Annotated in this window: 26 protein-coding genes; 8 read left to right on the forward strand and 18 right to left on the reverse strand. The window is 69.2% G+C overall.

Annotation, left to right across the window (positions count from 1 at the left end; all coding sequences use genetic code 11):
• Positions 1-10: 10 nt before the first annotated feature.
• Together BHQ18_RS18850 and BHQ18_RS18855 are read left to right on the forward strand one after the other, a co-directional pair.
• A complete protein-coding gene (locus BHQ18_RS18850) occupies positions 11-1,246 on the forward strand; it encodes an acyl-CoA dehydrogenase family protein (RefSeq protein ID WP_069415174.1) in 1,236 nt (411 codons plus the stop codon).
• Positions 1,243-2,040, forward strand: a complete 798-nt coding sequence (locus BHQ18_RS18855; RefSeq protein ID WP_069415175.1) for a tyrosine-protein phosphatase — start codon at positions 1,243-1,245, stop codon at positions 2,038-2,040. Before BHQ18_RS18850 ends, BHQ18_RS18855 begins: the two co-directional genes overlap by 4 nt.
• Here the strand turns inward: BHQ18_RS18855 and BHQ18_RS18860 are convergent.
• The 8 genes from BHQ18_RS18860 to BHQ18_RS18895 all read right to left on the reverse strand — a co-directional run bounded on the left by BHQ18_RS18860 (position 2,037) and on the right by BHQ18_RS18895 (position 9,467).
• Complete coding sequence (locus BHQ18_RS18860) at positions 2,037-3,200, reverse strand: LLM class flavin-dependent oxidoreductase (protein WP_069415176.1); 1,164 nt, start codon at positions 3,198-3,200, stop codon at positions 2,037-2,039. The genes BHQ18_RS18855 and BHQ18_RS18860 overlap by 4 nt on opposite strands.
• A gap of 9 nt (positions 3,201-3,209) precedes the next feature.
• Complete coding sequence (locus tag BHQ18_RS18865) at positions 3,210-3,695, reverse strand: DUF456 domain-containing protein (protein WP_069415177.1); 486 nt, start codon at positions 3,693-3,695, stop codon at positions 3,210-3,212.
• 62 nt (positions 3,696-3,757) lie between these two features.
• Entirely contained in the window at positions 3,758-4,465 is a 708-nt protein-coding gene (locus BHQ18_RS18870; RefSeq protein WP_069415178.1) for a haloacid dehalogenase type II, read from the reverse strand.
• Positions 4,462-5,427 carry an NADPH:quinone oxidoreductase family protein gene (locus BHQ18_RS18875; RefSeq protein WP_069415179.1) on the reverse strand — a complete coding sequence of 322 codons (966 nt, stop codon included), beginning with the start codon at positions 5,425-5,427 and terminating at the stop codon, positions 4,462-4,464. Before BHQ18_RS18875 ends, BHQ18_RS18870 begins: the two co-directional genes overlap by 4 nt.
• Before the next feature lie 7 nt (positions 5,428-5,434).
• Complete coding sequence (locus tag BHQ18_RS18880) at positions 5,435-6,298, reverse strand: SDR family NAD(P)-dependent oxidoreductase (protein WP_069415180.1); 864 nt, start codon at positions 6,296-6,298, stop codon at positions 5,435-5,437.
• 72 nt (positions 6,299-6,370) lie between these two features.
• Entirely contained in the window at positions 6,371-7,774 is a 1,404-nt protein-coding gene (locus BHQ18_RS18885) for an aldehyde dehydrogenase family protein (RefSeq protein ID WP_069415181.1), read from the reverse strand.
• A gap of 75 nt (positions 7,775-7,849) precedes the next feature.
• On the reverse strand, positions 7,850-8,785 hold the full coding sequence (locus BHQ18_RS18890) for a class I SAM-dependent methyltransferase (protein WP_069415182.1): 936 nt from the start codon (positions 8,783-8,785) through the stop codon (positions 7,850-7,852).
• 46 nt (positions 8,786-8,831) lie between these two features.
• Entirely contained in the window at positions 8,832-9,467 is a 636-nt protein-coding gene (locus BHQ18_RS18895; RefSeq protein ID WP_069415183.1) for a TetR/AcrR family transcriptional regulator, read from the reverse strand.
• 146 nt (positions 9,468-9,613) lie between these two features.
• On the opposite strand from BHQ18_RS18895, the gene BHQ18_RS18900 reads away from it, so the two are divergent.
• Positions 9,614-10,180: a TetR/AcrR family transcriptional regulator gene (locus BHQ18_RS18900; RefSeq protein WP_069415248.1), complete on the forward strand. Its 567-nt coding sequence runs from the start codon at positions 9,614-9,616 to the stop codon at positions 10,178-10,180.
• Between the two features lie 16 nt (positions 10,181-10,196).
• A complete protein-coding gene (locus BHQ18_RS18905) occupies positions 10,197-12,359 on the forward strand; it encodes an FUSC family protein (protein WP_372516612.1) in 2,163 nt (720 codons plus the stop codon).
• On the opposite strand, the gene BHQ18_RS18910 is transcribed toward BHQ18_RS18905, so the two are convergent.
• The gene (locus tag BHQ18_RS18910) at positions 12,331-13,308 is read right to left on the reverse strand and encodes a pirin family protein (protein ID WP_069415184.1); all 978 of its coding nucleotides are present in this window, start codon (positions 13,306-13,308) and stop codon (positions 12,331-12,333) included. The genes BHQ18_RS18905 and BHQ18_RS18910 overlap by 29 nt on opposite strands.
• 69 nt (positions 13,309-13,377) lie before the next feature.
• Between BHQ18_RS18910 and BHQ18_RS18915 the strand changes: the two genes are divergently transcribed.
• The gene (locus BHQ18_RS18915) at positions 13,378-13,647 is read left to right on the forward strand and encodes a hypothetical protein (RefSeq protein WP_069415185.1); all 270 of its coding nucleotides are present in this window, start codon (positions 13,378-13,380) and stop codon (positions 13,645-13,647) included.
• Between the two features lie 26 nt (positions 13,648-13,673).
• Here the strand turns inward: BHQ18_RS18915 and BHQ18_RS18920 are convergent, their stop codons facing one another.
• Together BHQ18_RS18920 and BHQ18_RS18925 are read right to left on the reverse strand one after the other, a co-directional pair.
• Positions 13,674-13,982, reverse strand: a complete 309-nt coding sequence (locus BHQ18_RS18920) for a hypothetical protein (RefSeq protein ID WP_069415186.1) — start codon at positions 13,980-13,982, stop codon at positions 13,674-13,676.
• Between the two features lie 32 nt (positions 13,983-14,014).
• Entirely contained in the window at positions 14,015-14,572 is a 558-nt protein-coding gene (locus BHQ18_RS18925) for a hypothetical protein (RefSeq protein ID WP_234794235.1), read from the reverse strand.
• Between the two features lie 188 nt (positions 14,573-14,760).
• On the opposite strand from BHQ18_RS18925, the gene BHQ18_RS18930 reads away from it, so the two are divergent.
• The 3 genes from BHQ18_RS18930 to BHQ18_RS18940 all read left to right on the forward strand — a co-directional run bounded on the left by BHQ18_RS18930 (position 14,761) and on the right by BHQ18_RS18940 (position 17,365).
• Positions 14,761-15,060 (forward strand): hypothetical protein, encoded by a 300-nt coding sequence (locus BHQ18_RS18930; RefSeq protein WP_069415187.1) that lies wholly within the window; start codon positions 14,761-14,763, stop codon positions 15,058-15,060.
• Positions 15,061-15,159: 99 nt separating this feature from the next.
• Positions 15,160-16,542: an acyl-CoA dehydrogenase family protein gene (locus BHQ18_RS18935; RefSeq protein WP_069415188.1), complete on the forward strand. Its 1,383-nt coding sequence runs from the start codon at positions 15,160-15,162 to the stop codon at positions 16,540-16,542.
• Between the two features lie 10 nt (positions 16,543-16,552).
• Positions 16,553-17,365 (forward strand): DUF427 domain-containing protein, encoded by an 813-nt coding sequence (locus tag BHQ18_RS18940; RefSeq protein ID WP_069415189.1) that lies wholly within the window; start codon positions 16,553-16,555, stop codon positions 17,363-17,365.
• Here BHQ18_RS18940 and eccD read toward each other — a convergent pair.
• From eccD to eccCb, 7 genes are all read right to left on the reverse strand, one after another.
• Positions 17,362-18,888, reverse strand: a complete 1,527-nt coding sequence (gene eccD, locus BHQ18_RS18945) for a type VII secretion integral membrane protein EccD (RefSeq protein WP_069415190.1) — start codon at positions 18,886-18,888, stop codon at positions 17,362-17,364. The genes BHQ18_RS18940 and eccD overlap by 4 nt on opposite strands.
• On the reverse strand, positions 18,885-20,276 hold the full coding sequence (locus BHQ18_RS18950) for a MinD/ParA family ATP-binding protein (protein WP_069415191.1): 1,392 nt from the start codon (positions 20,274-20,276) through the stop codon (positions 18,885-18,887). Before BHQ18_RS18950 ends, eccD begins: the two co-directional genes overlap by 4 nt.
• Before the next feature lie 87 nt (positions 20,277-20,363).
• Entirely contained in the window at positions 20,364-20,651 is a 288-nt protein-coding gene (locus BHQ18_RS18955; RefSeq protein ID WP_069415192.1) for a WXG100 family type VII secretion target, read from the reverse strand.
• A 37-nt stretch (positions 20,652-20,688) separates the two neighbouring features.
• Complete coding sequence (locus tag BHQ18_RS18960; RefSeq protein ID WP_069415193.1) at positions 20,689-20,991, reverse strand: WXG100 family type VII secretion target; 303 nt, start codon at positions 20,989-20,991, stop codon at positions 20,689-20,691.
• A 100-nt stretch (positions 20,992-21,091) separates the two neighbouring features.
• Positions 21,092-22,375 (reverse strand): PPE family protein, encoded by a 1,284-nt coding sequence (locus BHQ18_RS18965; RefSeq protein WP_069415194.1) that lies wholly within the window; start codon positions 22,373-22,375, stop codon positions 21,092-21,094.
• A gap of 41 nt (positions 22,376-22,416) precedes the next feature.
• Positions 22,417-22,710, reverse strand: coding sequence for a PE domain-containing protein (locus tag BHQ18_RS18970; protein WP_069415195.1), 294 nt, complete (start codon positions 22,708-22,710; stop codon positions 22,417-22,419).
• A 144-nt stretch (positions 22,711-22,854) separates the two neighbouring features.
• Positions 22,855-24,636 carry a type VII secretion protein EccCb gene (gene eccCb / locus BHQ18_RS18975; RefSeq protein WP_069415196.1) on the reverse strand — a complete coding sequence of 594 codons (1,782 nt, stop codon included), beginning with the start codon at positions 24,634-24,636 and terminating at the stop codon, positions 22,855-22,857.

The following is a 24,636-nucleotide window of genomic DNA, read 5'->3' on the forward strand; positions in this document are numbered from 1 at the left end:
CGTGGCGGGCATGGACTTCGCGATGTCGGCCAAGGCGGCGGACTACCACGACCGGCTCACCTCGTTCATGACGGAGCACGTCTTCCCCGCGGAGGCGGACTACCACGCCTACCGCGAGGAGAAGGGCCCCAAGGACTTCACCGTCCCGCCGGTCGTCGAGGACCTCAAGAAGCTGGCCAAGGAGCGGGGGCTGTGGAACCTGTTCCTGCCCGCCGAGTCCGGGCTGACCAACCTGGAGTACGCGCAGCTGGCCGAGCTGACCGGCTGGAGCATGGAGATCGCGCCGGAGGCCACCAACTGCGCGGCGCCCGACACCGGCAACATGGAGACGCTGCACCTGTTCGCGAGCGAGCAGCAGCGCAAGCAGTGGCTCGAGCCGCTGCTGGCCGGTGAGATCCGCAGCGCGTTCGCGATGACCGAGCCGGCGGTCGCCTCCAGCGATGCCCGCAACATCGAGACCACGATGCTGCGCGACGGCGACGATTACGTCATCAACGGCCGCAAGTGGTGGATCACCGGCGCCGCCGACCCGCGCTGCAAGATCCTGATCGTGATGGGCCGCACCAACCCGGACGCGGCCAGCCACCAGCAGCAGTCGATGATCCTGGTTCCGACCGACACCCCGGGCGTCGACATCCAGCGCTCGCTGCCGGTGTTCGGCTGGCAGGACCAGCACGGTCACTGCGAGATCGTCTTCGACAACGTGCGGGTGCCCGCCGAGAACCTGCTGCACGAAGAGGGCAGCGGGTTCGCGATCGCCCAGGCCCGGCTGGGACCAGGCCGCATCCACCACTGCATGCGTGCGATCGGCGCGGCCGAACGGGCGCTGGCGCTGATGGTCGACCGCGTGCAGAAGCGGGTGGCGTTCGGCAAGCCGCTGGCCGAGCAGGGCGTGGTGCGTGAATCGATCGCCAAGTCGCGCAACGAGATCGACCAGGCCCGGCTGCTGTGCCACAAGGCGGCGTGGACCATCGACGAGCAGGGCAACAGGAGTAAGGAGGCGCAGACGCTGGTGGCGCAGATCAAGTCCGTGGCTCCGCAGATGGCGTGCAACGTCATCGACCGCGCCATCCAGGTGCACGGCGGTATGGGCGTCAGCGACGACGTGCCGCTGGCCCGGTTGTACGCCTGGCACCGCGCGATGCGGTTGTTCGACGGCCCCGACGAGGTGCACATGCGCACCATCGCGCGCACCGAACTGGGCCGGGAGAAAAGCGCTTTCGCCGCGGCGGTGACGCAGAGGTGACCTCCGAGGTCGGGGAGCTGTCCGGGGCGTGGAATTTCCGTGACGTCGCCGCGGGCACCGGCATCCGGCCCGGCCGGTTCTTCCGGTCCAGCGAGCTGACCGGTCTGGACGATCCCGGCCGGGACGCGTTGCGCCGGTTGGCCATCAGTGACGTCGCCGACCTGCGCTCGGCCCGTGAAGTGGAGCGGCACGGTGCCGGCGCGGTCCCGCCGGGCGTCGAGGTGCACCTGCTGCACTTCCACGAACTCGCCGCCACCAACGGAGAGGCGCCGCACGAGACGGCGTTTCAGAAAATGATGAGCGAGAAGCCCGACGACGAGGACATGTCGGCGGCCGCCGCCCGCTTCATGACCGAGGAGTACCAACGCTTCCCGACGTTGCCCGGCGCGCAGCGGGCAATGCGGCAGGTGGTCTCGCTGCTGGCCGACGGGCGCCCCCTCATCGCGCACTGCTTCGCGGGCAAGGACCGCACCGGGTTCACCGTGGCCACCGTGCTCGACGCGATCGGCGCCGACCGGGACGCCGTGATGGCCGACTTTCTGCGCAGCAACGAAGCGGTACCGCAACTGCGCGAACAGATCCTGCGGTCGGTGCGTGAGCGCACGGAAACCGACGAGGAAGTCACGTTCGTCGAGGCCCGGCTGACCGACGCGGTGCTGGGCGTGCGCGAGGAGTACCTGCAGACGGCCCGGCGCGCGATCGAGGAGAACTACGGGTCGGTCGCGGGTTATCTGCGGGCTGCGGGGATCACCGACGACGACGTGCGTCGGCTGCGCGAGGCCCTGCTCGGCTAGTTCGCGTCCTTTTCGGCCTCGTACTTGGTGGTCATGTGCTCGATCGCCGACAGCTGGGTCTGCGCCAGTTCGTCGCGCACCTCGGTGGCGCGCGCCGCGGCGTCCAGCGTCGGCTGAGCCTGGCCCTGGAAGTGCGGCATCACTTCGGCGGCGAACAACTCCGCGGACCGGCGGGTGGCCGCCGGGTTGGCCCACTCGTGGCCCATCTGCAGCATGCAGCCGAAGCCGCCGGACTGGTCCCACAGCCGCTGCACCTGCGCGCGGGCCTGTTCGGGGGTGCCGATCACACCGGCGCCGGCGCCGTTGATGATGTCGATGACCTCGTCGATCCGGTCGCCGGGCATGGTCATCTGCGGGAACGCCGCGACCTTCTGGAAGTACAGGTACCAGGCCTCCAGCCCGAATCTGACGTCGGCGCAGGCCTGTTCGTAGGTTTCGGCGATGTGCATCGGGCAGACCAGCGACCAGTTGCGGCGGTCCACGGTGGTGCCGAACGCGGCGGCGCGTTCCTCGGCGATGCCCCAGTGGTGGGCGAGCGCGTCGAACCCCTCGACGACCAGCGTCGCGCCGATCGACAGCAGCCCGATGCCGTGCTTGCCCGCCAGCCGGGCGCCCGTCGGCGAGGCCACCGCCGCGACGGCCAGCGGGATGCCGTTCTCGGAGTACGGCGCCAATTGCAGTCGCGCGTCGACGAGTTCGTGGGTGGCGGTCTTCGCCGACACGGTCTCGCCGGCCAGTAGCCGCACGACGATGTCGAGGTTGGTCTCGAGCAGTTCGCGGGTGTCGGTCGGGGTCAGCCCGATCATCGCCGAGTCCGTCGGCAGCGATCCGGGCCCGACGCCGCCGATGATTCGGCCGTGGGTGAGGTGGTCGAGCAGCATCAGCCGGTCCGCGGCCCACAGCGGATTGTGGTAAGCCAGCGAGATCACCCCGGTGCCGAACCGGATCCGCTTGGCGCGCTGCGCGGCTGCGGCAATGAACACCTCGGGTGAGCTGATGATCTCGCTGCCCGCCGAGTGGTGTTCACCGATCCACGCCTCGTCGTAGCCGAGAGCGTCGAGGTGCTCGATGAACTCCAGATCCCGTTGCAGCGCGAGCGTCGGGTTGGTGCCCGCGCGGTGGAACGGTGCGATGAAGTACCCGAAGCGCAGCCTGGCCATGCCTGCAAGCTACTGCGTCAGGTATAGCCCCGTGACCCAAACGACGGTGGCCAGCAGCGCGCCGGCCAGTTCGACGCCGACCGACAACGCGACGCCCTTGAGCGCGTGCTTGGTCGACACCCACGCGATCCGCTGGTCGCGCCGGTAGGCCAGTTCGGCGAGGTAGATCCCGCCGACGAAGCCGATCGCCAGGCCCAGCACCGGGACCACGAAGAAGCCGATCACGCCGAGCACGGCGCCGGCGACCAGGCTGCGGGTGCGCACGTCGGCCTCACGCATGCGCCGCACCGGCCAGGTGTACTTGACGAACGCCGCCGCGCCCAGCAGCGCGGTCACCACGCCGAGCGTCACCCATGCGGTGGTGTTGTTCTCGACGACGGCCCACACCGCGATCGCGGCGAACACCAGCAGCGTGCCCGGCAGGATCGGTACCACGATGCCGACGATGCCGACCGCGATGGCCAGCGCGACCAGCACGACGCCGCCGGTACTCATGCGGCCAATCTACGCGACCTGCGATTTGTGAGTGATTTCGTTCGCTCGGCGAGCGTTTTCACTCACGAACCGAGCTGCGTGGCGAGGTCGCCGAAGTCGGTTGCCATGATGTCGAACTCGCCGTCGGCGATCTTGGGCGGGCGGCGCCTGCCCTCCCCGTACTCCAGCGGCCGGTCCACGTAGGCCGTCTTCAGCCGGGCGCTCTTCGCGCCGCGCAGATCGTTGGCGTGGGCGGCCACCAGCATCAGTTCGGCCGGCTCGACGTCGAGCAGGTCGGCGCAGCCGAGGTAGACCTCCGGGTCGGGTTTGTAGTGGCCGAACAGTTCGGCCGAGATCACGCAGTCCCACGGCAGCCCGGCGCGTTTGGCCATGTTGGTCAGCAGCGAGAAGTTGCCGTTGGACAGCGGCGTGATCGTGTACCGCGTCTTGAGCCGGGTCAGCCCCGCCACCGCGTCGGGCCAGGGGTCCAGGCGGTGCCAGGCGCGGTTGAGATGGTCGACGGCTTCGTCGGCCAGCCCGGTGATCCCCGCCTTCGCGAGCAGGTCGACGAGGATCATCCGGTGCAGGTCGTCGACGTTGGTCCACGGCAGCTCACCGCGGCGCACCCGGTCCATCGCGGGCGGGTAGCCGGCCCGCCAGTCGTCGGCGAAGGCCGCCCAATCCTGTTGTGCACCAATGCTGCGGCCGAACGCCTCGAGTTCGGCGATGATGCACGTGCGCCAGTCGACGACGGTCCCGAAGGTGTCGAACGCCAGCGCCCGGACGGTCACGGCTCCAGCACCACCTTGCCGAGGATCCCGCCGTCGGCCAACGTCTGCAGGGCGTCGGCGCCGTTGGCAAGCGGGAACCGGACCGGCGGGGGCGGCCGCAGCCCGGCCGTGACCAGTTGCGCGACCCCGAATTCGAACACCGACTGGGCGCCCGGTTTGCGGTTGAGGTACTCGCCGTAGCCGACCCCGATCACCGCCACGTTACGCAGCAGCAGCCGGTTGACCTTGACCGCGGGAATGCCGCCGCCGGAGGCGAATCCGAGTACCAGCAGCCGGCCCTCGACCGCGAGCGCGCGGACCGCGTCGTCGAACGCGTCCCCGCCGATCGGGTCGACCACCAGATCCACTCCGCGACCGTCGGTCGCGTCCTTGACCGCCTGCAGCCAACCGTCGGTCAGCGGCAGCACCACGTCGGCGCCCAGCGACTCGACGAATTCGACGGCGTGCGGCCGGTGCACCATCGCGATCACCTTGGCGCCCAACGCTTTCGCCACCTGGATGGCCGCGGTGCCGACGCCACCCGCTGATCCCAGCACCAGCACCGTCTCGCCGGGGCGCAGGGCGCCGCGCTTGGCCAACGCGAAGTACATCGTCTGGTAGTTGCCAAGCAGCGCAACCGATTCGGCGTCGTCGAGTCCGTCCGGCGTGGGCCGGACGCTGGCCGGCGGCACGGCCACCCGTTCGGCCCAGCCGCCGAGCATCGACAGCGCGGTGACCCGCTGGCCGGGCTTGAACTCCGACTCGTACGGCGCCGAGCGCACCACCCCGGCGACCTCCATACCGGGCACGAACGGCGGATCGAGCCGCATCTGGTATTCCCCGCGCAGCAGCAGCAGGTCGGGGAAGCTGACGCCGGCGGCACCGACGTCGACGACGACCAGATCGTCACCGCCGACATCGTCGACATCGGTGTACTCCAGACCGGATGGACCGGAGAGTTGCTGCGCGACAAGCGCTTTCATACCGGGCTCAGCCGATGCTGAAGGTGGCCCGCTGCGCCGCCGACAGATCGGTGATCTCACCCCACTTGGCCGCGATGTCGTCCACGGACGGCACGTCGGTGAACGTGATGCCCTCGTTCTGGAACAGTGCGGTGCGCTGCACCTTGCCGCCGCCGACGATGAACACCGACGCGGTGTCGGGCAGTTCCTCGGTCATCAGGTAGGCCACCACCGGGGCGACGTACTCGGGCGTCAGCTTCTCGAAGACCTCCGGCGGCAGGATGTCCTGCGTCATCCGGGTGGCCGCGATCGGCGCGACCGCGTTGGCCTTGATGTTGTACTTGGCGCCCTCCTGGGCCAGCGTGTTGATCAGGCCGACCAGGCCGAGTTTCGCGGCGCCGTAGTTGGCCTGACCGAAGTTGCCGAACAGCCCGCTGGTCGAGGTGGCCACCACGACGCGCCCGAAGTTGTTCTCGCGGAAGTGCGGCCAGGCCGCGCGGATCACGTTGTAGCCGCCGTAGAGGTGCACCTTGAGCACCGCGTCCCAGTTGCCGAACTCCATCTTGTGGAAGGTGCCGTCGCGCAGGATGCCCGCGTTGGAGACCACACCGTCGACCTTGCCGAACTCGTCGAGCGCGGTCTTGATGATGTTCTCGGCGCCCTCGGGTTCGGCGACCGAGTCGTAGTTGGCGACGGCGCGGCCGCCGGCCTCCTTGATCTCGGCGACCACCTGGTCGGCCATCGCCGAACCGGCGCCGGTGCCGTCCCGCGCGCCACCGAGGTCGTTGACGACGACGCTGGCGCCCTCCTTGGCGAGGGTCAACGCGTACTCGCGTCCGAGGCCGCCTCCGGCACCGGTGACGACGACGACGCGGTCCTGCACTCCTGGCATGAGTTTCCTTTCCACATTCCGCGATTTCGGTGTCGCCGGTTGCGCTGGCCGCCACCAACGACACCCAAATCGCTAAAACAGACGTTTGGCGAGCTTGAGAGCCTTCTCTGTATACGGGGGATAGATGAACGCGCCGACGTCGGGTCGGGTCGGCTTGGTCATCACCGTCTTCTTGTGGCTGAACTGCTCGAAGCCGTAGCGGCCGTGGTAGGCGCCCATGCCCGACGGCCCGACACCACCGAACGGCAGCTTGTTGGTGGCGAAGTGGAACAGCAGGTGGTTGACCACCATGCCGCCCGCCGAGACCTCCTTGATCACCCGTTCCCGGATGCTCTTGGTCTTGGTGAACAGGTACGCCGCCAGCGGCTTGGGCCGCGAGTTGACGAAATTGATTGCGTCATCGAGGGATTGGACAGTCATGACGGGCAGGATCGGCCCGAAGATCTCGTCGGTCATCAGCGGTTCGGCCGGGTCGGGGTCGACGACGACGGTGGGCTGGATGCTGATCTTCGACGCGTCGGAGCCGCCGCCGATGACCACCTCACCCTTGGTGGCGGCCAGCGCCGAGGTCAGCCGGTCGAAGTGCCGCTCGTTGACGATGCGCTTGCCGTCGGGGCTCTCGGACTCGAACGTCGTCACCGCCTCTTTGATCTTGTCGACCAGCCGGTCGCGGATCTTCGCGTCGGCCAGCACGTAGTCGGGGGCGATGCAGATCTGGCCGGAGTTGATCAGCTTGGTCCAGGCGATCCGCTTGGCCGCGACGTCGACATCGGCGTCGGCGGATACGATCACCGGGCTCTTGCCGCCGAGTTCGAGCGTGACCGGCGTCAGGTGCGGGGCCGCGCCCTCGTAGACCTTGCGGCCGATCTCCGTGCCGCCGGTGAAGCAGATGTGGTCGAAGCCCTGCGCGATGAGTTCCTGGCTGACCGCCCCGTCGCCCTCGATGACCGCGATCGCGTCGTTGTCGAGGTAGCGCGGCACCAGTTCGGCCATCAGCGTCGACGACGCCGGGCAGACCTCCGAGGGTTTGAGCACGACGGTGTTGCCGGCCGCGATCGCGCCGATCGCCGGTCCCAGCGTCAGCACGAACGGGAAGTTCCACGCGCCGATGACCAGCACGGTGCCGAACGGCTCGTACTCCACCCAGCCGCGGCCGGGCAGCTGCGACATCTCGAGCAGCCGGTACCGCCGGCGGGCCCACCTGCGGACGTTCTTCGCGGCGTCCTTGGCCTCGCCCGCGGTGCTGGCGATGTCGGCCAGCCACGCCTCGAAGCGGTTGCGGCCGAGGTCCTGTTCGAGGGCGGCCGCGATCGCGGTCTCATTCTCGACGACCAGCCGTTCCATGGCTTTGAGCTGGCGTTTACGCCATTCGAGGTCTCTGGTGCGCCCGGTCTTGAAGGTCTCGCGCAACCGGCGGACGGTGGCCGGGATGTCGTCGGCGGAAGACTGCGTCGGCGCGGCGATTTCTGTGGTCATGATGGGTGTCCTTCCTGACCCGAGGAATACCCGATCCTAACCAACCGGTTGGGCCGCGCAGTAGGCCCTCGAAGCTCAGCCCTTCCGGGCGATCACGAATGACGAGAACCCGCTGTCGTCGGAGAACTCCGGCGGCAGCACCCACCGGCCCAGTCGACGCATCTCCTGCTGCGAGGTCACCGCGCTGGACTGCCACCCGTGCGCGTCCAGCCATTCGGCGACGTCGGCGCGGTCCGGGTCGTTGTACATCAGCTCGGCGACGTCGACGGTCTCCTCGACGCCCATCTGCGCGCGGATCCGTTCGAACCGTTCGCGCATCTGCTCGCGGCGCTCCTCGGCCTGCACGCCCACCGTCTCCACCGACACCTGACTTCCCGGGGCGCTGAGCTCGGTGACGAGCTCGAACAGCCGGTCCTGCGCGTCGGCGGGCAGATACATCAGCAGGCCCTCGGCCAACCACGCTGTCGGCGCGGAAGCGTCAAATCCGGCTTCGCGCAATGCTTTCGGCCAGTCGACGCGCAGGTCCACCGCCACCTCGACCCGCTGCGCGGACGGCCCCGCACCATGTTCGGCCAGCCGCGCGGCCTTGTATTCGAGCACCTTGGGCTGGTCGATCTCGTAGACCACGGTGCCGTCCGGCCACGGCAACCGGTAGGCCCGCGAGTCCAGGCCGGCCGCGAGGATGACGACCTGGCGGATCCCGGCCTCGGCCGCGGCGCGGAAGTACTCGTCGAAGTAGTGCGTGCGCACCGCCTGGTAGTTGCCCATGTGCTCGAAGATCGCGGCGACCTCGGCGTCCGTCTCGGCGACCTGCGCGCCGACCTCGGGGTCGAGCATCTTCTCCCAGACCCCCGACCCGGCGCCGGCGACCAGCACCTGCGCGAACGGGTCGCGGATCAGCGCGTCGTCGCGCAGCGTCTCGGCGGCCCGGGCGGCGGCCACCATGACGGCCGTCGTGCCCACGCTGGTCGCGATGTCCCAGGTGTCGTCGTCAGTGCGCAGAGAACTCATCGCGCCATGTTAACGCGGAAGTTAGCCAGACTACTTTCGTGCCGGGTCAGCCCTGCAGCTGCCAGAGCTTGTTGGCCATCAGCAGCTCGAACTGGCGCACGACGGCCTTGAGTTCTTCGTGGGTCCCGACGAAACCGGCGTAGAAGCCCATCCCCCACATCACGGCGACCAGCATCTCGACCAGCGAGTCGACCTCCGCGTCGGTGGACAACTCGCCGCGCTGGATCGCGTCCTTGACCGCCCACCCGACGAACTCCCGCGAACTCCTCAGCGCGTCCTGATCGTCGCCGATCAGCTCGGGATGGCGCTGCGACTCCAGCACCGAGGTCACCAAAAACGCTGCGGCCGAACGGTCTTCAGATTCCGTTTGCATCGCCGCGGTGAAGTACGCCGACAGCCGGTTGAGCAGGCTGGTCTCGCCCTGCGCGCGCGCCCTGCCCGCGTTGACCACTGCGGCATTGGTCTGTTCGACGACTTCGCGCCACAGCACATGCTTGCTTGCGAAGTAGTGGTTGATCGCCGGCCGGGTCAGATCCGCGCGGATTGCGATCGCCTGGAACGTGGCAGCGTCATACCCGAGTTCGCTGAAGACTTCGCGAGCGGCTTGAATAATGCGCTCTCGCGTCTCGGCGGCCTTCGCTGCGGGGGGACGACCGGGTCCTCTACTAGCCGTATGCGGCACGGTCAAATTGTGCCACACGTCACTTGGGTTAACAGGCACCGGCTGATCGCGGCTGTCCGGGCATGTCGTTTGGGGAGAAAGGAACCGTCATCCGGCGAAGGCGCATCGGCAGAAATTCAACCTTGGAGCCGTTAATGTCGCGTCCCATGGCCAACGTCGTCTCTCGGGAGTCCTACTTCGACACGGGGCTCGAGATCCTCTCCGACCTCGGCTACGGCGGACTCAAGCTGGCCGAGGTGTGTCACCGCCTCGGCGTCACGACCGGCTCGTTCTACCACTATTTCCCGAACTGGGCGGCCTTCACCAAGGACCTGCTGGCCCACTGGACGGAGGTGCGCACCGTGCGCGTCATCGAGCAGGTGCACGCCGAACCCGACCCGCGGCGCCGCATCGACTCGTTGATCATGACCGGGCTGCACCTGCCGCACGGCGCGGAAGCCGCGATCCGGGTCTGGAGTTCGCTGGATCCGCACGTCCATGCGGTGCAGTCCGCCGTCGACCAGCAGCGCTTCGACGTCCTCTACGAATCGGCCTACGAGATCCTCAAGCACAAACGGCAGGCCCAGCTGTTCGCGGCGTGGGCGGTGTATCTGTTCGTCGGCTACGAACAGACCACCCTGACCCGTGATCCGGACGCGCTGCAGTGGATCGCCAACCAGCTGATCGCGGCCCTGGACGCCGGGGCGTTCGAGTCGGTCCCGGACAACCGCTAGCAACGGGCCGGTGAGGGTGACACGTCCCGGCATCGTCGCCCAGCTCTGGCAACGCGCGTCGGACCGCATCCGCACCCGCGACCCGGAACGGGATGCGCTGCGCCGCGCGACGCGGGCGGCGATCGTGCTGCCCGTCGCGGCGGCGGTCAGCTTCGCGGTCGGTGGAGGCTCGCAGACGCCGATGTTCACCATCTTCGGTTCGGTCGCGCTGCTGATCCTCGTCGACTTCCCCGGCAACCGGCCCGCGCGGGCGCTGGCCTACTGCGGGCTCGGGTTCAACGGCGCGCTGCTGATCACGCTCGGCACGCTGGTGTCCCCGCATCCGTGGGTGAGCGTGGCGGCGATGTTCGTGCTCGGGTTCGTCGTGACGTTCTCCGGTGTGCTCAGTGAGATCGTCGCCGCCGGCCAACGCGCCACGCTGCTGACGTTCGTGCTGCCGGCGTGTACGCCGCCGGGGCCCATCCCCGACCGGCTGTTCGGGTGGCTCATCGCGCTGGCGATCTGCGTGCCCGCCGCGCTGTTCCTGCTGCCGCCGCGCCATCACGACGAACTGCGCGGCGACGCGGCGCGGGTCTGCAACCGGTTGGCCGACTGCCTGCAGGGCCGCGCCGGCGCCAAGGACGCGACCCGGGCGATGAACCAGCTCTGGGTGACGTTCCTGAACACCGACTTTCGGCCCGTCGCGCTGACCGCGGGCAGCCGTGCTCTGGTGCGTGTCGTCGACGACCTCGGCTGGCTGGCCGACCGCATCACCGACGACACCGGGCGGTGGCTGGGCGACATGCGCGACCCGTTGGTGCGGGTGCTGCGCGACAGCGCCGCGGTGCTCGGCGTTCCCGACGTCGCCCGAAGGACCGCCCGCAGCCGCGACCTCGACGCCGCGCTGACCGAACAACGCGAGATCGCCCAGGGCCGCTACCGCGAGGACATCGCCGAGATCCTGGCGTGTTCGGACGACGCGGCCGCGGTCGCTGTGGGGCGGAAGCTGTTGGCGCGCCGTACATTCTCGGCGAGTGTCGGAGTCACCGGGCGCATCATCCGCAACGCCGCCGCGGCCGACGCCCGCCCGGTGTGGGCGCGGATCCTCGGCCGGGGGCTGCCGAAGACCGGCACAGCGGACTGGGTGATGCCCGAGACGACGGCCGTCGCGGTGATCACCCGAGGGTTCTTCGCCACCCGAGCCGTGGTGCTGCGCAACAGCCTTCGCACCGGACTCGGGTTGTCGATGGCGGTTACGGTGACCCATCTGTTCCCGCTGCAACAAGGATTCTGGGTCGTGCTGGGCGCGATGTCGGTGTTGCGCAGCAGCGCGTTGACCACCGGCACCCGCGTGGTGCGGGCGGTGGCGGGCACCGCGATCGGCTTCCTGCTCGGGGTCGTGCTGATCGAGCTGCTCGGGGTCGACCCGGTCGTGATGTGGATGCTGCTTCCGGTGGTGGCGTTCGGTTCTGCGTTCGTGCCGGAGGTCGCCTCGTTCATCGCCGGGCAGGCGGCGTTCACCATGATGGTGTTGATCATCTTCAACCTGATCGCGCCGACGGGTTGGAGTGTCGGTCTGATCCGGGTCGAGGACGTGGCGGTCGGCGCCCTGGTCGGCGTGATGGTCTCGGTGCTGCTGTGGCCGCGCGGCGCGCGCACCCGGGTGTCACGCGCCATCGACGAAGCTTTTACCGTCGGTGCGCAGTTCCTCACCGCCGCGGTGCGCAGGGTCACCCGAGGAGACTCCGAGGACGCGACGAACCGGGTGAACTCGTTGAGTCAGCAGGCGCTCAAGGCCTCGCGCACCGCCGACGACGCCGTCCGGCAGTTCCTCTCGGAGAGCAGCGGTCCCACCGACATCCGGGCGCCCGCGGTGCGCTCCGCCAACCGGGCGGTGCGGCTGCGGGCGGCGGCCGAACTGATCGCCGACGTCAGCCCGCCACCCCTGGGCGTGTACGAGCGCACGCGGCGGGTGCTGGAGGCGCACGCCGACGCGATCAGCGCACGGGCCACCGACGGATCCACCGACACGCCGGCGCCGATCAGCGACGACCTGGTGATGGCCTTGCGCGCCGAGGCCACCGACGACGGGCTCGCGGTGTCGGCGGCGCTGCCGCTGGTGGCCGTCGCCGCGCACCTCGGTGCGCTCGAACTGCTCTATCCGAAGGCCGTCAGGAGGCCGACGGACGGTGCGGCATGAGCGCGTCCGGCGGGACGGCGCCGAACCGCCCTGCCTGAAAGTCCTCGAACGCCTGGACCACTTCGCTCTTGCTGTTCATCACGAACGGGCCGTACTGGAACACCGGCTCGCGGATCGGCCGCCCGCCGAGCAACAGCACTTCCAGCGCCGGGCGGTTGGAGTCCTGATTCGCCTGCGCCGCAACGGTGATCCGGTCACCCGGGCCGAGCACGGCCAGCTGCCCCTGCTCGACGGGATGGCTGACCGGTCCGACCGCCCCGCGGCCCGACAGCACGTACACCAGGGCGTTGAAGTCCCGGTTCCACGGGATGTCGAGGCGGGCGCCGGGCTGAATGGTGGTGTGCGCCAACGTGATCGGGGTGTGTGTGGCACCGGGGCCGCCCCTGCCGTCGATGTCGCCGGCGATCACGCGCAGCAGCGCGCCGCCGTCGTCGGAGGACAGCAGGGTCACCTCGTCGCCCTCGATGGACTGGTAGCGCGGCGTGGCGAACTTGTCGGCGCGGGGCAGGTTCACCCACAGCTGGATGCCGTGGAAGAGGCCGCCGCGCTCGACGAGTTCGGCGGGCGGCGTCTCGATGTGCAGGATTCCCGACCCCGCGGTCATCCACTGGGTGGCGCCGTCGGTGATCAGTCCACCACCGCCGTGCGAGTCCTGATGCGCGAACCGGCCGTCGATCATGTAGGTGACGGTCTCGAACCCGCGGTGCGGATGCCAGTCGGTGCCCCTCGGCTCGCCGGGCTCGTAGTCGATCTCGCCCATCTGGTCCATGTGGATGAACGGGTCGAGGTCGCGTGCGCTCACCCCGGCGAACGCGCGGACCACGGGGAAGCCCTCGCCCTCGTAGCCGCGGGGGCCGGTGGTGATCGAGCGGACCGGTCGCTGGGTCTGCGACGGGGTAGCCGCCGCGATGCGGGGCAGTGTCAGGGTGTCGGCGGTGATGGCAGGCATACCCCTACTAACCGGACTGCAGTCCGCGACATTCCCGCCGTTGGCAGTGCCCGCGGTTATGGTTCGTACATGCGTTCGAATACAGTGGTTGACGTACTCACCCGAATCGAGTCGATATACAAGGACGTGGCCGCGCTGCGGCTGGACGGCCTGTCGCGGACCGAGCTCTATGCGCTGATCGAGCACCTCGACAAGTTGGATCAGCAGCTCGCGGCACTCGACCAGAAGTTGTTCGGCCGGCTGCTCGCCGACAGCGCCTCGTCGCCGCGGGACGTCGCGCGGCGACTGCGCATCTCGCCGGGCGAAGCGCAGCGCCGGTTGGGTCTGGCGGCCTCGTAGTCAGACTGCATAGTCAGACGGCCTAGTCAGACGGCCTTGGGCTTCAGCGTCCAGGCCGGGATCCAGTGCGTGACGGGCTTGCGCCGCGCGCCGTAGGCGATCTGGTACGTGACCAGCCCCCACCAGTAGCCCTGCTCGCAGAGTCCCCAGCAGGACAGTCGGCCCTCGACCACGGCGTGCATCTGCAGGCCCGCCGGGTTGTAGCCGCCGGCGGCATGCGGCTCGCGCGGGAACACCGCAGCGAGGTCGACCAGCACGGTGATCGGTGGATCCACCCGGCGGAAGGCCTGCTGGGTGGGCTGACCGTTGTACCCGATGCCCTTCAGCTCGCCCACTGTTCGATCATACGTTCGAACTGTGCGCGTCTCTAGAGCGCCCGGACGTCACGGTGCCGCTCCCTGATCGGCAGCACGAAGCCGAACGGCCGCGAGAAGCCGAGCCCGCGCAACCGGGCACCGCGGACGCTGTCGATCTCGATCCGACGGACCTGCCCGGACGACGGCTCGTACACGTCGAACCAGGCGTCGCCGACGCCGACGATCAGCACCCAGTGCCTCGGGACGCCCCGGCCGACGAGCATCGGCACCGGCCAACCGTCGGCGACCGCGTCGCGCACATCGGCCAACGCGTCGCCCCGGCCGCGGAACAGCCGCCAGCGGTACCGCGCGCCCTGGGCGCCCAACGCGCGGATCAGGCCGCGCGGCGTCGTACCCAGCCGGCGCGGCCAGACCCGGTTGGCCTCGGCGTGCACCCGCCCCTGTTCGGCCGCGAACCACGCCGCGTCGGCCATCGCGGTCCGACGGCGCGGGTCGAGCAGCATCCCGGCGACCAGGGCGACCGTCGGCCCGCACGTGATGCCGTCGCGCTGGCGCAGAACGGGACCGCTGACCTTCATGGCCTCCAGTGTCGCGCGCGCCACACCCATCCGGTCCAATTCGAGTCGCCGAACATGGGCAATCGGTTGCCGCCCTGCATGATTGCTGCCAACCGGCAATCAATTTCTGCCACCGGAATTAAACCTCTGACCTGACGGTTTACAAGATCAGCTGCAGCTACGAACCGCGACACACGCCACGGCTCGGATTGAAACGCAACACAAAAGAGGGCTCGAAAATGAAGAAGTTCGGGATCGCCACTATCGCCGCCACCGCCTTGACCGCGGGCCTGATCGGCCTGGCTGCGCCGGTCCAGGCTGCACCGTCGGGACCGGGCAATGCGCAGCAGACCATCAGCGAACTGCAGTCGCAGGGCTACCACGTGATCGTCAACCGCATCGGTAATGCCCCGCTGGAGAAGGCGTCGGTGGTGTCGGTACGCCAGGGACAGACGTACACCCAGACCGACTCACTGGGTAACGACAACGACATCGCCACCCGGGTGCTGAACAAGACGGTCTACGTCGACGTCAAGTAGACCCCCCGGACAGGTCCCCGCGATGCCACGGCATCCGGGGGCCTGTTCGTTTCAGCGAACAAGTGTTTCACCAACGATACGGCCGGTTAATCCCCCAGGGTGGCCTTCGACATCACGCCCACCGCGGCCCAGCATGACCTGGCGCAACGAACCCACGATTTCGCCGCCGACGTGGTCCGGCCCGTGGCCCTGGACTACGACCAGCGCCAGGAGTTTCCGTGGCCGGTCCTGGAAGAGGCCGCGCAGCGCGGCTTCTACAGCCCGCTGTTCTACCGCGACCTGATCGGCGACCCGACCGGGCTGTCGCTGCCGATCTTCATGGAGGAACTGTTCTGGGGATGCGCCGGCATCGGGCTGGCGGTGGTGATGCCCGCGCTCGCGCTCTCGGCGATCGGCCAGGCCGCCTCACCCGAGCAGATGCTCGAGTGGGCGCCCGAATGCTTCGGCACCCCAGGCGATCTCAAGCTCGCCGCGCTCGCGATCTCCGAACCCGAGGGCGGCAGCGACGTCCGCAACCTACGCACGACTGCGCGGCGCGACGGCGACGACTGGATCATCGACGGTCACAAGATGTGGATCGGCAACGGGGGCATCGCCAACGTCCACGTCGTCAACGCCGTCGTCGACCAGGAACTCGGGCACAAGGGTCAGGCGCTGTTCATCGTGCCCGGCGGCACCCCCGGCCTGGAGATGGTCCGCAAGCTCGACAAGATGGGCTGCCGCGCGTCGCACACCGCGGAGTTGAAGTTCGACGGGGTCCGGGTGCCGGCGGCGAACCTGCTCGGCGGCCAGGACAAACTCGACCACAAGCTCGCCAAGGCCCGGGAAGCCGTCGAGGGAGCCAAGCACTCCGGGTCCGCGACGCTGGGCACCTTCGAGCAGACCCGCCCGATGGTGGCCGCCCAGGCGCTGGGAATCACCCGCGCCGCAATCGAATACGCGACCGAGTACGCCAACCGGCGGGAGGCGTTCGGCGCGCCGATCATCGACAACCAGGGGATCTCGTTCCCGCTGGCCGAACTGGCGACCGGGCTGGACGCGGCGCGGCTGCTGACGTGGCGGGCGTCCTGGATGGCGGCCAGCGGCGTGCCCTTCGAACGCGGCGAGGGGTCGATGTCGAAGCTGGCTGCCAGCGAGCTCGCGGTCCGCGCCACCGAACGCGCGATCCAGACGATGGGCGGCTGGGGCTATATCAAGGACCACCCGGTCGAGAAGTGGTACCGCGACGCCAAGCTGTACACGATCTTCGAGGGCACCAGTGAGATCCAGCGCATCGTGATCTCCAACGCCCTCGGCGCGGCCGACGGGAAGCCGCCGCTGCACTTCGACCTCGAACCCACCGGTGGACCGTTCAACCGCACGTTCGGTCGCGGCACACCGCTGCGGGGACGCGCGGCCGACGCCGCGCTGGCCGCCAAGGACCGCGTCCCGGCGCCGATCATGCGGTTGGCGATGAACGTTCTCCGCCCACCCCGCAAGTGAGGAGCCCCCCATGGCCGTCCGGATGATGGATCTGTTCACCGGAAACCACGACGCACTGCGATTCGAGCCGACCGCCAAACGCATCCGGGTGTGCCGCGGGGGTGAACTGGTCGCCGACACCCAGGACGCTCTGCTGGTGTGGGAGCCGCGGCGCATCGTGCCGACCTACGCGGTGCCGTGGTCGGCCATCGCGGCGCACCTGGTACCCGCCGGCGCCGAATCCGGCGACGATGACGCCGACCGCCCGGGCACCTCGCACGCGTTGCTCGACCCGTCGGTTCCGTTCGGTCACCACTCCAGTGCGGGCACCGAATTCGACGTGATCGCCGGCGACGACACCGCCGGCGCGGCGGCGTTCCGGCCCGACGACCCCGACCTCGCCGACTACGCCGTCCTCGACTTCGACGCCTTCGAATGGCGCGAGGAGGACGAGCCGATCACCAGCCACCCGCATGACCCGTTCAAGCGGATCGACGTGCTCGCCGGCAGCCGGACCGTGCGCGTCGAGTTCGAGGGCACGCTGCTCGCCGAGTCGTCGCACCCCAAGCTGCTGTTCGAGACGATGCTGCCGGTGCGGTTCTACCTGCCGCGCGAGGACGTCGCGGTCCGCCTGCAGCCCAGCAACACGGTCAGCTACTGCGCCTACAAGGGTCGCGCGTCGTATTTCTCGGTTCCCGACGGGCCGCGCGACGTCGCCTGGAGCTACCGCGACCCGCTGCACGACGGTGAACCGGTCCGCGACCGGATCTGCTTCTTCGACGAACGGGTCGACGTCACCGTCGACGGTGTGCGCCGCGACCGGCCGTCCACACCCTGGAGCTAGAAGCGGATGTTGCGCAGGATGTCGTAGACGCTGGCGATCCACAGCAGCAGCGGGATCACCGCGGCAATCGCCGCGCCGTCGAGCAGTTCCAGGATCCGCTTGGTCACCGGCGACACCCGACGGACACCGGCGGTCGCCCCGATCACGATCAGCGCGACGGCGCCCAGCCCGAGGTAGCCGGCCAGCACCAGCCACGCGGAGTCCGGGTACCACAGGCACAACCGGACCATCACGCCCGACGGGATCACGACCACCGCCGCCAGAAGCGCCCACGCGCACCAGCGTTCGGCGTACAGCCGCGAGCGGAAACCGCAGATCGCGGTGACCAGAGCGGCGACGATCATGCTGTGCACGAAGAAGTGGCCCTGCACCACAACCGCTACCGCGCCGACCGCGAGCACCGACGCGCCCGCGGTGACGAAACCGATCAGCAGCCGCTTGGCCAGCTCGCTGCGCTCGTGCAGCCGCGCCGCGGAGTCGGGCACCGAGTCGATGATCGCCTGCCACGTCGGCGACTCCTCGTCGCTGACCGTCGTGGTCACCGGGTCGAGCAGTTCGTCGTTGGAGACGGTCTCACCCGGTGCGGGGATGGGCGGCAACGCGATCCGGGCCACCGCGACCGTCAGCTTCGCGGCGTTGGTGACGATGATCAGGCCGAACGCGATCGTGCCCGCGGCCACCCAGTACTGCCACCCGTAACCGAACGCGACGGCCGCACCGGTCACCGCGATGGAGACGACGGCGAGGAACGACGCCAACTCCGCGCGCCGCCGGGGCCCGCCGCGGGTCGCCAGTGTCACCAGCAGCACCACTGCGCCCGCCCCCGCGATCTGCGGTGCGCCCAGCGAGTCGACGCCGCGCGGCAGCGGCACGGCCAACGCAGTCGCGCCCGCCAACGTCGGCAGCGACGCGGCCAGCAGGCTCTCGGCCATGTCGAGGTTCTGGTAGCGGTTGGTGGCCAGCATGCTGGCGCCCAGCAGCCCGAGCCCGAGCACGCCGAGCGCGACGGCCCACCACCACTGCTGGCCGCCGCGGCTCCAGCCCACCAGCGTCATCACCGTGACGAGCAGGGCCACCGCGGGAATGGCCAGTCCGACAAAGCGATTCAGCGCCGAGCGGTCGAACTCCGGCGACTCGTCGAGCACCGCGATCGCGTCGATCACGTCCTCGACCAGCGGCCGGTACCGTTCGGTGCGGCTGACCGACACCAGGGTCAGCAGCGAGCCGTCCACCACTCCCGCGTCGTCGAGCGACTCGGTGGCCTTCAGCGGCGGGGCGCCGGGGCGCGCGAACGCCCACACCCCCTGCGCGGTGAAGTCGAAACCGGCCAGCACATCTTTCGGGGTGTCCTCGAGCAGTTCGGCCAGCACCGACACCGTCTCGTCGATGTAGCTCTCGATCGGTGCCGCCGCGGGCAGCACCAGGTCGGTCATCCGCCGTCCGGTCAGGATGGTGACCCGCGTCGTCGCCGGCCGACCCGGCGTGACGCTGGATGTCGATGCTGCAGCGGCGGTGGACGTCAACGCCGTTCGAGCCTGTCGAAGTCGTCGGACAGCGCCGCGGCCAGTTCGACGATCCGGCGCTGGAACGTCTTGCCGAGCAGGTCCAGCTGGATCTCGGTACCGGCCGCGATGTGCTTGTCGAACGGCAGCACGAGGACCCGGCCGGGCGCGACGTGGCGCTCGAACTGGGCGACCAGATCGTCCACGTCGATGTTCGGCTTTCCGGGCACGACGTGGTTGATCACCACGCAGGAGCGGCCGAGCAGATCCTGATATCCGTTCTGGCGCAACCAGTCCATGGTCAGCGCGGCCTGGCGGGCACCGTCGATGGAGGCGCTGGCCACGATCACCAGACCTGACACCGTGGACAGCACGCCGCGGGCCGCCGGCTGGAACAGCCCGGCGCCGCAGTCGGCGAGCACCAGGTTGTAGTAGCGCGACACGATGTTGGTCACGCCCTTCCAGTCCTCGTCGTTGAATTCCCGACGCGCCCCGCTGTAGTCCTCCGAGGACAGCACCTCGAGGTTGGCGGCGTTCATGCTCGTGTATGCGCGAATGTCGTTGTAACGCGCCAACTCCTGATCCGACAGCAGGTCGGAGATGGTCGCCGCGGACTGGCGGCCCGCGCGGTCGGCGAGGTTGCCGCCGTCGGGGTCGGCGTCGACGGCCAGGATCCGGTCCCCGCGCACCTTGCTCAACGCCGAGCCCAGCGCGACGGTGACCGCGGTCTTACCGACGCCGCCCTTGAGCCCGAAGATGCCGATCTGGTACGAATCGCGGGCGTTGCGGCGGATCCGGGTGTGCAGCTCCATCTCGTAGAGCTCGTCGGGCGACAGCCCGAGGTTGATCCGCGTCAGCATGTACAGCAGGTGACGCCAGCCGCGCTGCGACGGCATCTTCACCGCGGATTTCACCCCGACATGCGACAGCGCGTCGATGGCGCGGTGGTTGCCGATGGTGGCCGCCGACGTCGGCGCGGGCGGACCCGCCCGGAACGCTCCGCTGATCTCGGCCTGCGGCTCGGCGAAGTGCTGGCTCGGCGCGGGGGCCGGCGCCGGTCGCGGCGCGGGCGCGGGTGCCTGACGGGGCTGCTCGAAGCGGGCGCCCGCGGGGTTGGCCTTCGGGGTGCGCAGCATCGCGTTCGGTGGTCGCTGCGGTGTGGTCGACCGCGCGGGGGGCATCTGGGTGGTGACCTCGGTTTCGCGCGGCGGCGGGGCCGCGGCGGACTTGGTCTGTCCGGTGCTGGGGGGCGTGGCTCCTACCGGCATCGGCGGTGGCGTCACGTCGCTGCGGCCGGCGGGGGCGGGCGCCGCCGCGGCCGGGGGGGTGACGTCGCGGTCGGCTCCGTCGTCGGCGGTCTGCACCGGGTCGCCGCCGGAGTGGAAGAGCCGGTCATAGTCGGCCGACATGAGTACCTCTCATCGTCAAACACGAGACGACGCGCGCGGTGGGCGGGTGCCCTGTGGTCGACCCGCCCACCGGCGCACAGCGTCGTGTTATGCGAACATCCCGGTCACGCCGGCTTCGGTCTGAGCCATCGTCGCGCCGGCTTCACTGATCGTCTGCGCCAGGTTCTGCAGCGCCGCGTTGAGCTCGTTGGAGGTGCTGTCCCAGCGCATCTGCACAGCCTGGTAGGCCTCCGAACCGCTGCCGCCCCACACCGAGGCGAGCGCGGCCAGCGAGCCCTTGCCCTCGTCGAGCAGACCCGCGGTGGTGCCGACAGCACCCTGGATCTCGCTTGCGCCGCCTTCGATTCCGGCGAAATTCCAAACCTGTTCCGTCATGTCTTGATCTCCGTTTCTCAGTTGATGTTCGGCGGTCTCAGATGTTCATCGCGGACTGCAGCGTGCCTGCTGCGTCCTCGTCCGACGCGGTGTACTGGATGCCGGAGGTGTGGATGTTGGCCGAGATGTCGTTGAGCTCCTGGATCTGACGCGCCGCGGCCTCGTTGTAGCGGACCAGAGCGGCCTGCGCCGCGGTGCCGGCCTGGCCGACCATCTGGGCGGCCAGCGCGCCGGCGGTGGCCTCCACGTGCGAGATGACGCCCTTGAGCTCTCCGGAGATCCGCTCGAAGTTCGCTGCCTCCTTGGCGAGGACAGCGGCATCGGTATTCAAAGCTGCCATGCTGGATACTCTTTCTTTCTTTGCGTGTCCTCACCACATCGGTATGGCGAGTCTTTCCGGCCGGGTGACCGGGAAGTCTTGTGTTGACGAATTCTGTTGTTTACCAATCGTCTTCGTCGTCTTCACCAAGGTCCTGCGGCAACAGTCCCGGTGCCTTGAGACCTTGTTTGGAGCCGCCGCTGGTGCCGCGCTGGCCCATCCCGCCCATCGGCGCCCCGCCGCCTCCGGCGCCGACCGGGGCCAGACCGCCACCGCTGCCGCCCGCCGCCGCGCCGACCGGCTGCAACTTGTCGGCGCCGCCGAGCAGGTTGGCCATCAGCGGGGTCTGCGACAGCGTGCCGCCGGCGCCCGGCAGCGACGCCGCGCGCACCAGACCCGCGCCCGCCGCCGCACCCGTGCCGCCGGCCACCGGGTGGTTCGACAACGGGCTGGCGCCGATCAGCCCCATCTGCGCCTTGTCGGCGCCGAGCGACCCCATCTGGCTGAACATCGAGGTGACCTGCTGCAGCGGCTGGGTCAGCTGCTGCATCGGCTGCATCACCATCTGCGAAGCCTGCTGCGGCAACTGCCCCAGCGTCGAACCCAGCTGCGACGCCAGCTGCATGCCCATCTGCATGCCCTGCTGGGCCTGTTGCTGCGGGCCGAGCTGCTGCGAGTTCTGGGTGCGCTGGGTCTGGTTCTCGGCGTGCACGGCCATCTGGTTGGTCTGCGAAACCATCCGTCCGGTCATCAGCGCCGCCGACTCGACCGTGGCCTGCGCACCGACATGCGCGATCGAGGCGTTGCGCAGCGCCGCGGCCGGCGCACCCGCAGCCGCCTGACCCAGTGCGGCGCTCACCGCGCTCTCCCCGACCCCGGGGATCACGATCGGCTTCATCGGCATGATCGGTTCGAACAGCAGGTTCAGCGCCGTCTCCGCCTGGTAGACATCCATCGCCCCGGCCGCCTGGTTCCACATCCGCACGAAATAGTCGAACTCGTTGACACCGATCGGCACCGTGTTGATGCCCAGGAAGTTGGTGGCTTCCAGCACCGCGTGCGTGATGTGGTTCTGTTCGATCTCGGGCAGCGGCGGGGTGGTGGCCATCGCCAGGCTGTACGAGTTCGCCTGCGCGGTTGCCTGCAACGCCCGCTTCTGCGCCTGCGCCGCGACGGTACGCAGCCAGATGACCATCGGGGTGATCGCCGCGACGGCGCGTTCGGAACCGGCGCCGCTCCACGTCGACGACAAGGCAGCCAGACTCCCGGCCAGTTCGTCGGCCTGAGTCTCCAGGAGAATCGCCAAAGCCTCCCACCCGCCCGCTGCCTGCAGCATCGGCGCCGGACCGGCGCCAGCCATCAGCCGGGCGGTGTTCAGTTCGGGCGGCATCCCGTGCCAGAACATCGTCGACTACTTCCTTGAACGTGACGTGGAGTCGGCCGGGATCAGAAGTTCGCGGCGTTCGCGCTGTCGACCGCGGCGTAGATCCCGGCGATCTCCATGACCGCGGCACCGGCGCGGGCCATTTCCTCCTGGGCGAAGGTGTTCATCGCGAGGGTTTCCACACCCTCGGCCGCGAACGCCAGCGCCGCCTGCGCCGAGACCTCATCGGCGCCCGCAGGCACCAGCGCGGTCACCGCGGCGGTGGCCGTCGTGCCGCCCGCCAGACCCCGCGCGCCGTTTGCAACAACTTGCGCGCCGATGCCCACGGCGCCGGGATTGTGCTCCAACGGTTGCATTGCAAATGCTCCTCAAATGCCGAGATAACAAAGGTTATGGACTTGTGAACCGCATGCGCTGCGGTCGCCCGAAGCTAGGAATCGTCCCCCGACCCCTTTGCCGCTGACGCGATATGAAGTTTGCTGACGCGTCCGGTTAATATCTTAACCGCGCTCAGAGAGTGCTGGCTGCACTTCTTCTTCCGGTGGATCCACATACGCCGCCTGGATGACGTCCTTCCCGTCCGGCGAAACGAGAAATGCCTGGCCAGGAGGCCGACGCTTCAGCTTGATCTCGCTGGAAGGAAATTCCTGCTTCTCTCCGGAGAGGAACATCGTGGGGGACCCGGCGCCGTAGGCGGCGCCCACGAACTTGTCCATGGTGGCCCGGTGCGCCTGGCTCATCTGACACGTCACGATCAGGTGCAGACCGATGTCGGCGGCGGCGGGCAGCAGCGGGAACAGCGGCGCCATCGGCGGGATGACCCCGCTGGCCGCCACGATCATGTGCCAGTCGTCGACGAGCAGCACCACGTCGGGCCCGCTCCACCACGACCGCGCACGAAGTTGCGCGGTCGTCAAATCCGGTGGCGGCAAACGCTTCTGCAGGTTGAACGCCAACGCCTTGATCGCCTCTTCGAGCGTCGCGTTGTTGCGGTTGACCGCACCCGCGTCGAGCAGGTGGCTGTCGGGCACCGCGTCGAGCAGACCCGACCGGAAGTCGGCGAGCATGAACCGGACCTGCGCGGGGCTGTTGCGCGCGCAGATCGCCTGCGAAACCGCGTGCGCGATGCGGGTCTTGCCGGACTTGGGCGCCCCGAAGATCAACAGGTGCGGGGTGGTGTGCATGTGGTTGTAAGCCACCCCCATGTCGGATTCGCGCAGCCCCAGCGGCACCGTCCAGCGGGTGCGGTAGTCCGCATCCGGGCCGGGCGGGTTCGGATCGAGGTCGTGCAGGTAGATCCGCTCGGGAAGGACCCGCACCTTGGGTGCCTGGTCGGTGTGCTGGGCCCTGATCAGCGTCACCGCCTCCGACATCGCGGCGACCAGGTTCTCGGCGCTGTGCACACCGTCGAGGCGCGGCACCCCGATCATCAGGTGGTGCTTCTCCATCGACACCGCGCGCCCGGGCCGGTTGGTCGGGATCTCGCGGGTGATCCGGTCGATCTGGGTCTCGTTGACGTCACCGAGGCGGAACTCCACCTTGGTGCCCAGGTAGTCGCGCACCCGCGACTTGAGCTCGGTCCAGCGCGGCGTCGAGATCACCGTGTGCACCCCGAACTGCAGGCCCTGGCCGGCCAGGTCCTGCACGACGGCTTCGAGGTCGGGGAACTCCGCGACGAACGCCGGCCAGCCGTCGATCACCAGGAACACGTCGCCGAACGGGTCGGCGGCCAGCGGGTGGGAGGCGTCGTCGCGCATCTGGCGGTAGGCCGACATCGACCCGACCCGGTACTGCTTGAACATCGCTTCGCGTTGCCTCAGAACGGCTTTCATCTCGGCGACCACGCGGTTGACCCGGTCCGGCTCCGAACGGGTCGCGACCCCGCCGACGTGCGGCAGGTCCTCGAGGTACATCAGGCCGCCGCCACCGAGGTCCACGCAGTAGAACTGCACCTGCCGCGGGGTGTGCGACGCGGCCGCCGACAGGATCATCGTCTGCAGGAACGTGGACTTACCGGTCTGCGGTGCCCCGCCGACCGCGATGTTGCCGCTGGCCGAGGACACGTCGATGCCCCAGACCTCCTGGCGGTGCCTGCGCGGCTCGTCCATGATGCCCAGGCCGAACCGCAGCGGCCGCCGCTCGCTGTCGCGGGCGATCAACTCGTCGACCGGTGTCGGATCGGCCAAGGGCGGCAACCACATCCGGTAGGCGCGGCTCTCCCCGGTGGACAACTGGTCGAGGACGACCTCGCGCAGCACCCGCTGCTCGGACTCGACGCTCAC

This window comes from Mycolicibacterium flavescens (genome assembly GCF_001722335.1).
Taxonomy (GTDB): domain Bacteria; phylum Actinomycetota; class Actinomycetes; order Mycobacteriales; family Mycobacteriaceae; genus Mycobacterium; species Mycobacterium flavescens.

Excerpts from the sequence above, each read along its gene's own strand:
- BHQ18_RS18850 (WP_069415174.1), top strand. The coding sequence starts at position 11 with ATGGACTTCGCGATGTCGGCCAAGGCGGCGGACTACCACGACCGGCTC.
- BHQ18_RS18860 (WP_069415176.1), bottom strand. The coding sequence starts at position 3,200 with ATGGCCAGGCTGCGCTTCGGGTACTTCATCGCACCGTTCCACCGCGCG.
- BHQ18_RS18865 (WP_069415177.1), bottom strand. The coding sequence starts at position 3,695 with ATGAGTACCGGCGGCGTCGTGCTGGTCGCGCTGGCCATCGCGGTCGGC.
- BHQ18_RS18875 (WP_069415179.1), bottom strand. The coding sequence starts at position 5,427 with ATGAAAGCGCTTGTCGCGCAGCAACTCTCCGGTCCATCCGGTCTGGAG.
- BHQ18_RS18880 (WP_069415180.1), bottom strand. The coding sequence starts at position 6,298 with ATGCCAGGAGTGCAGGACCGCGTCGTCGTCGTCACCGGTGCCGGAGGC.
- BHQ18_RS18885 (WP_069415181.1), bottom strand. The coding sequence starts at position 7,774 with ATGACCACAGAAATCGCCGCGCCGACGCAGTCTTCCGCCGACGACATC.
- BHQ18_RS18890 (WP_069415182.1), bottom strand. The coding sequence starts at position 8,785 with ATGAGTTCTCTGCGCACTGACGACGACACCTGGGACATCGCGACCAGC.
- BHQ18_RS18900 (WP_069415248.1), top strand. The coding sequence starts at position 9,614 with ATGGCCAACGTCGTCTCTCGGGAGTCCTACTTCGACACGGGGCTCGAG.
- BHQ18_RS18910 (WP_069415184.1), bottom strand. The coding sequence starts at position 13,308 with ATGCCTGCCATCACCGCCGACACCCTGACACTGCCCCGCATCGCGGCG.
- BHQ18_RS18915 (WP_069415185.1), top strand. The coding sequence starts at position 13,378 with ATGCGTTCGAATACAGTGGTTGACGTACTCACCCGAATCGAGTCGATA.
- BHQ18_RS18925 (WP_234794235.1), bottom strand. The coding sequence starts at position 14,572 with ATGGGTGTGGCGCGCGCGACACTGGAGGCCATGAAGGTCAGCGGTCCC.
- BHQ18_RS18930 (WP_069415187.1), top strand. The coding sequence starts at position 14,761 with ATGAAGAAGTTCGGGATCGCCACTATCGCCGCCACCGCCTTGACCGCG.
- BHQ18_RS18940 (WP_069415189.1), top strand. The coding sequence starts at position 16,553 with ATGGCCGTCCGGATGATGGATCTGTTCACCGGAAACCACGACGCACTG.
- BHQ18_RS18950 (WP_069415191.1), bottom strand. The coding sequence starts at position 20,276 with ATGTCGGCCGACTATGACCGGCTCTTCCACTCCGGCGGCGACCCGGTG.
- BHQ18_RS18955 (WP_069415192.1), bottom strand. The coding sequence starts at position 20,651 with ATGACGGAACAGGTTTGGAATTTCGCCGGAATCGAAGGCGGCGCAAGC.
- BHQ18_RS18960 (WP_069415193.1), bottom strand. The coding sequence starts at position 20,991 with ATGGCAGCTTTGAATACCGATGCCGCTGTCCTCGCCAAGGAGGCAGCG.
- BHQ18_RS18965 (WP_069415194.1), bottom strand. The coding sequence starts at position 22,375 with ATGTTCTGGCACGGGATGCCGCCCGAACTGAACACCGCCCGGCTGATG.
- BHQ18_RS18970 (WP_069415195.1), bottom strand. The coding sequence starts at position 22,710 with ATGCAACCGTTGGAGCACAATCCCGGCGCCGTGGGCATCGGCGCGCAA.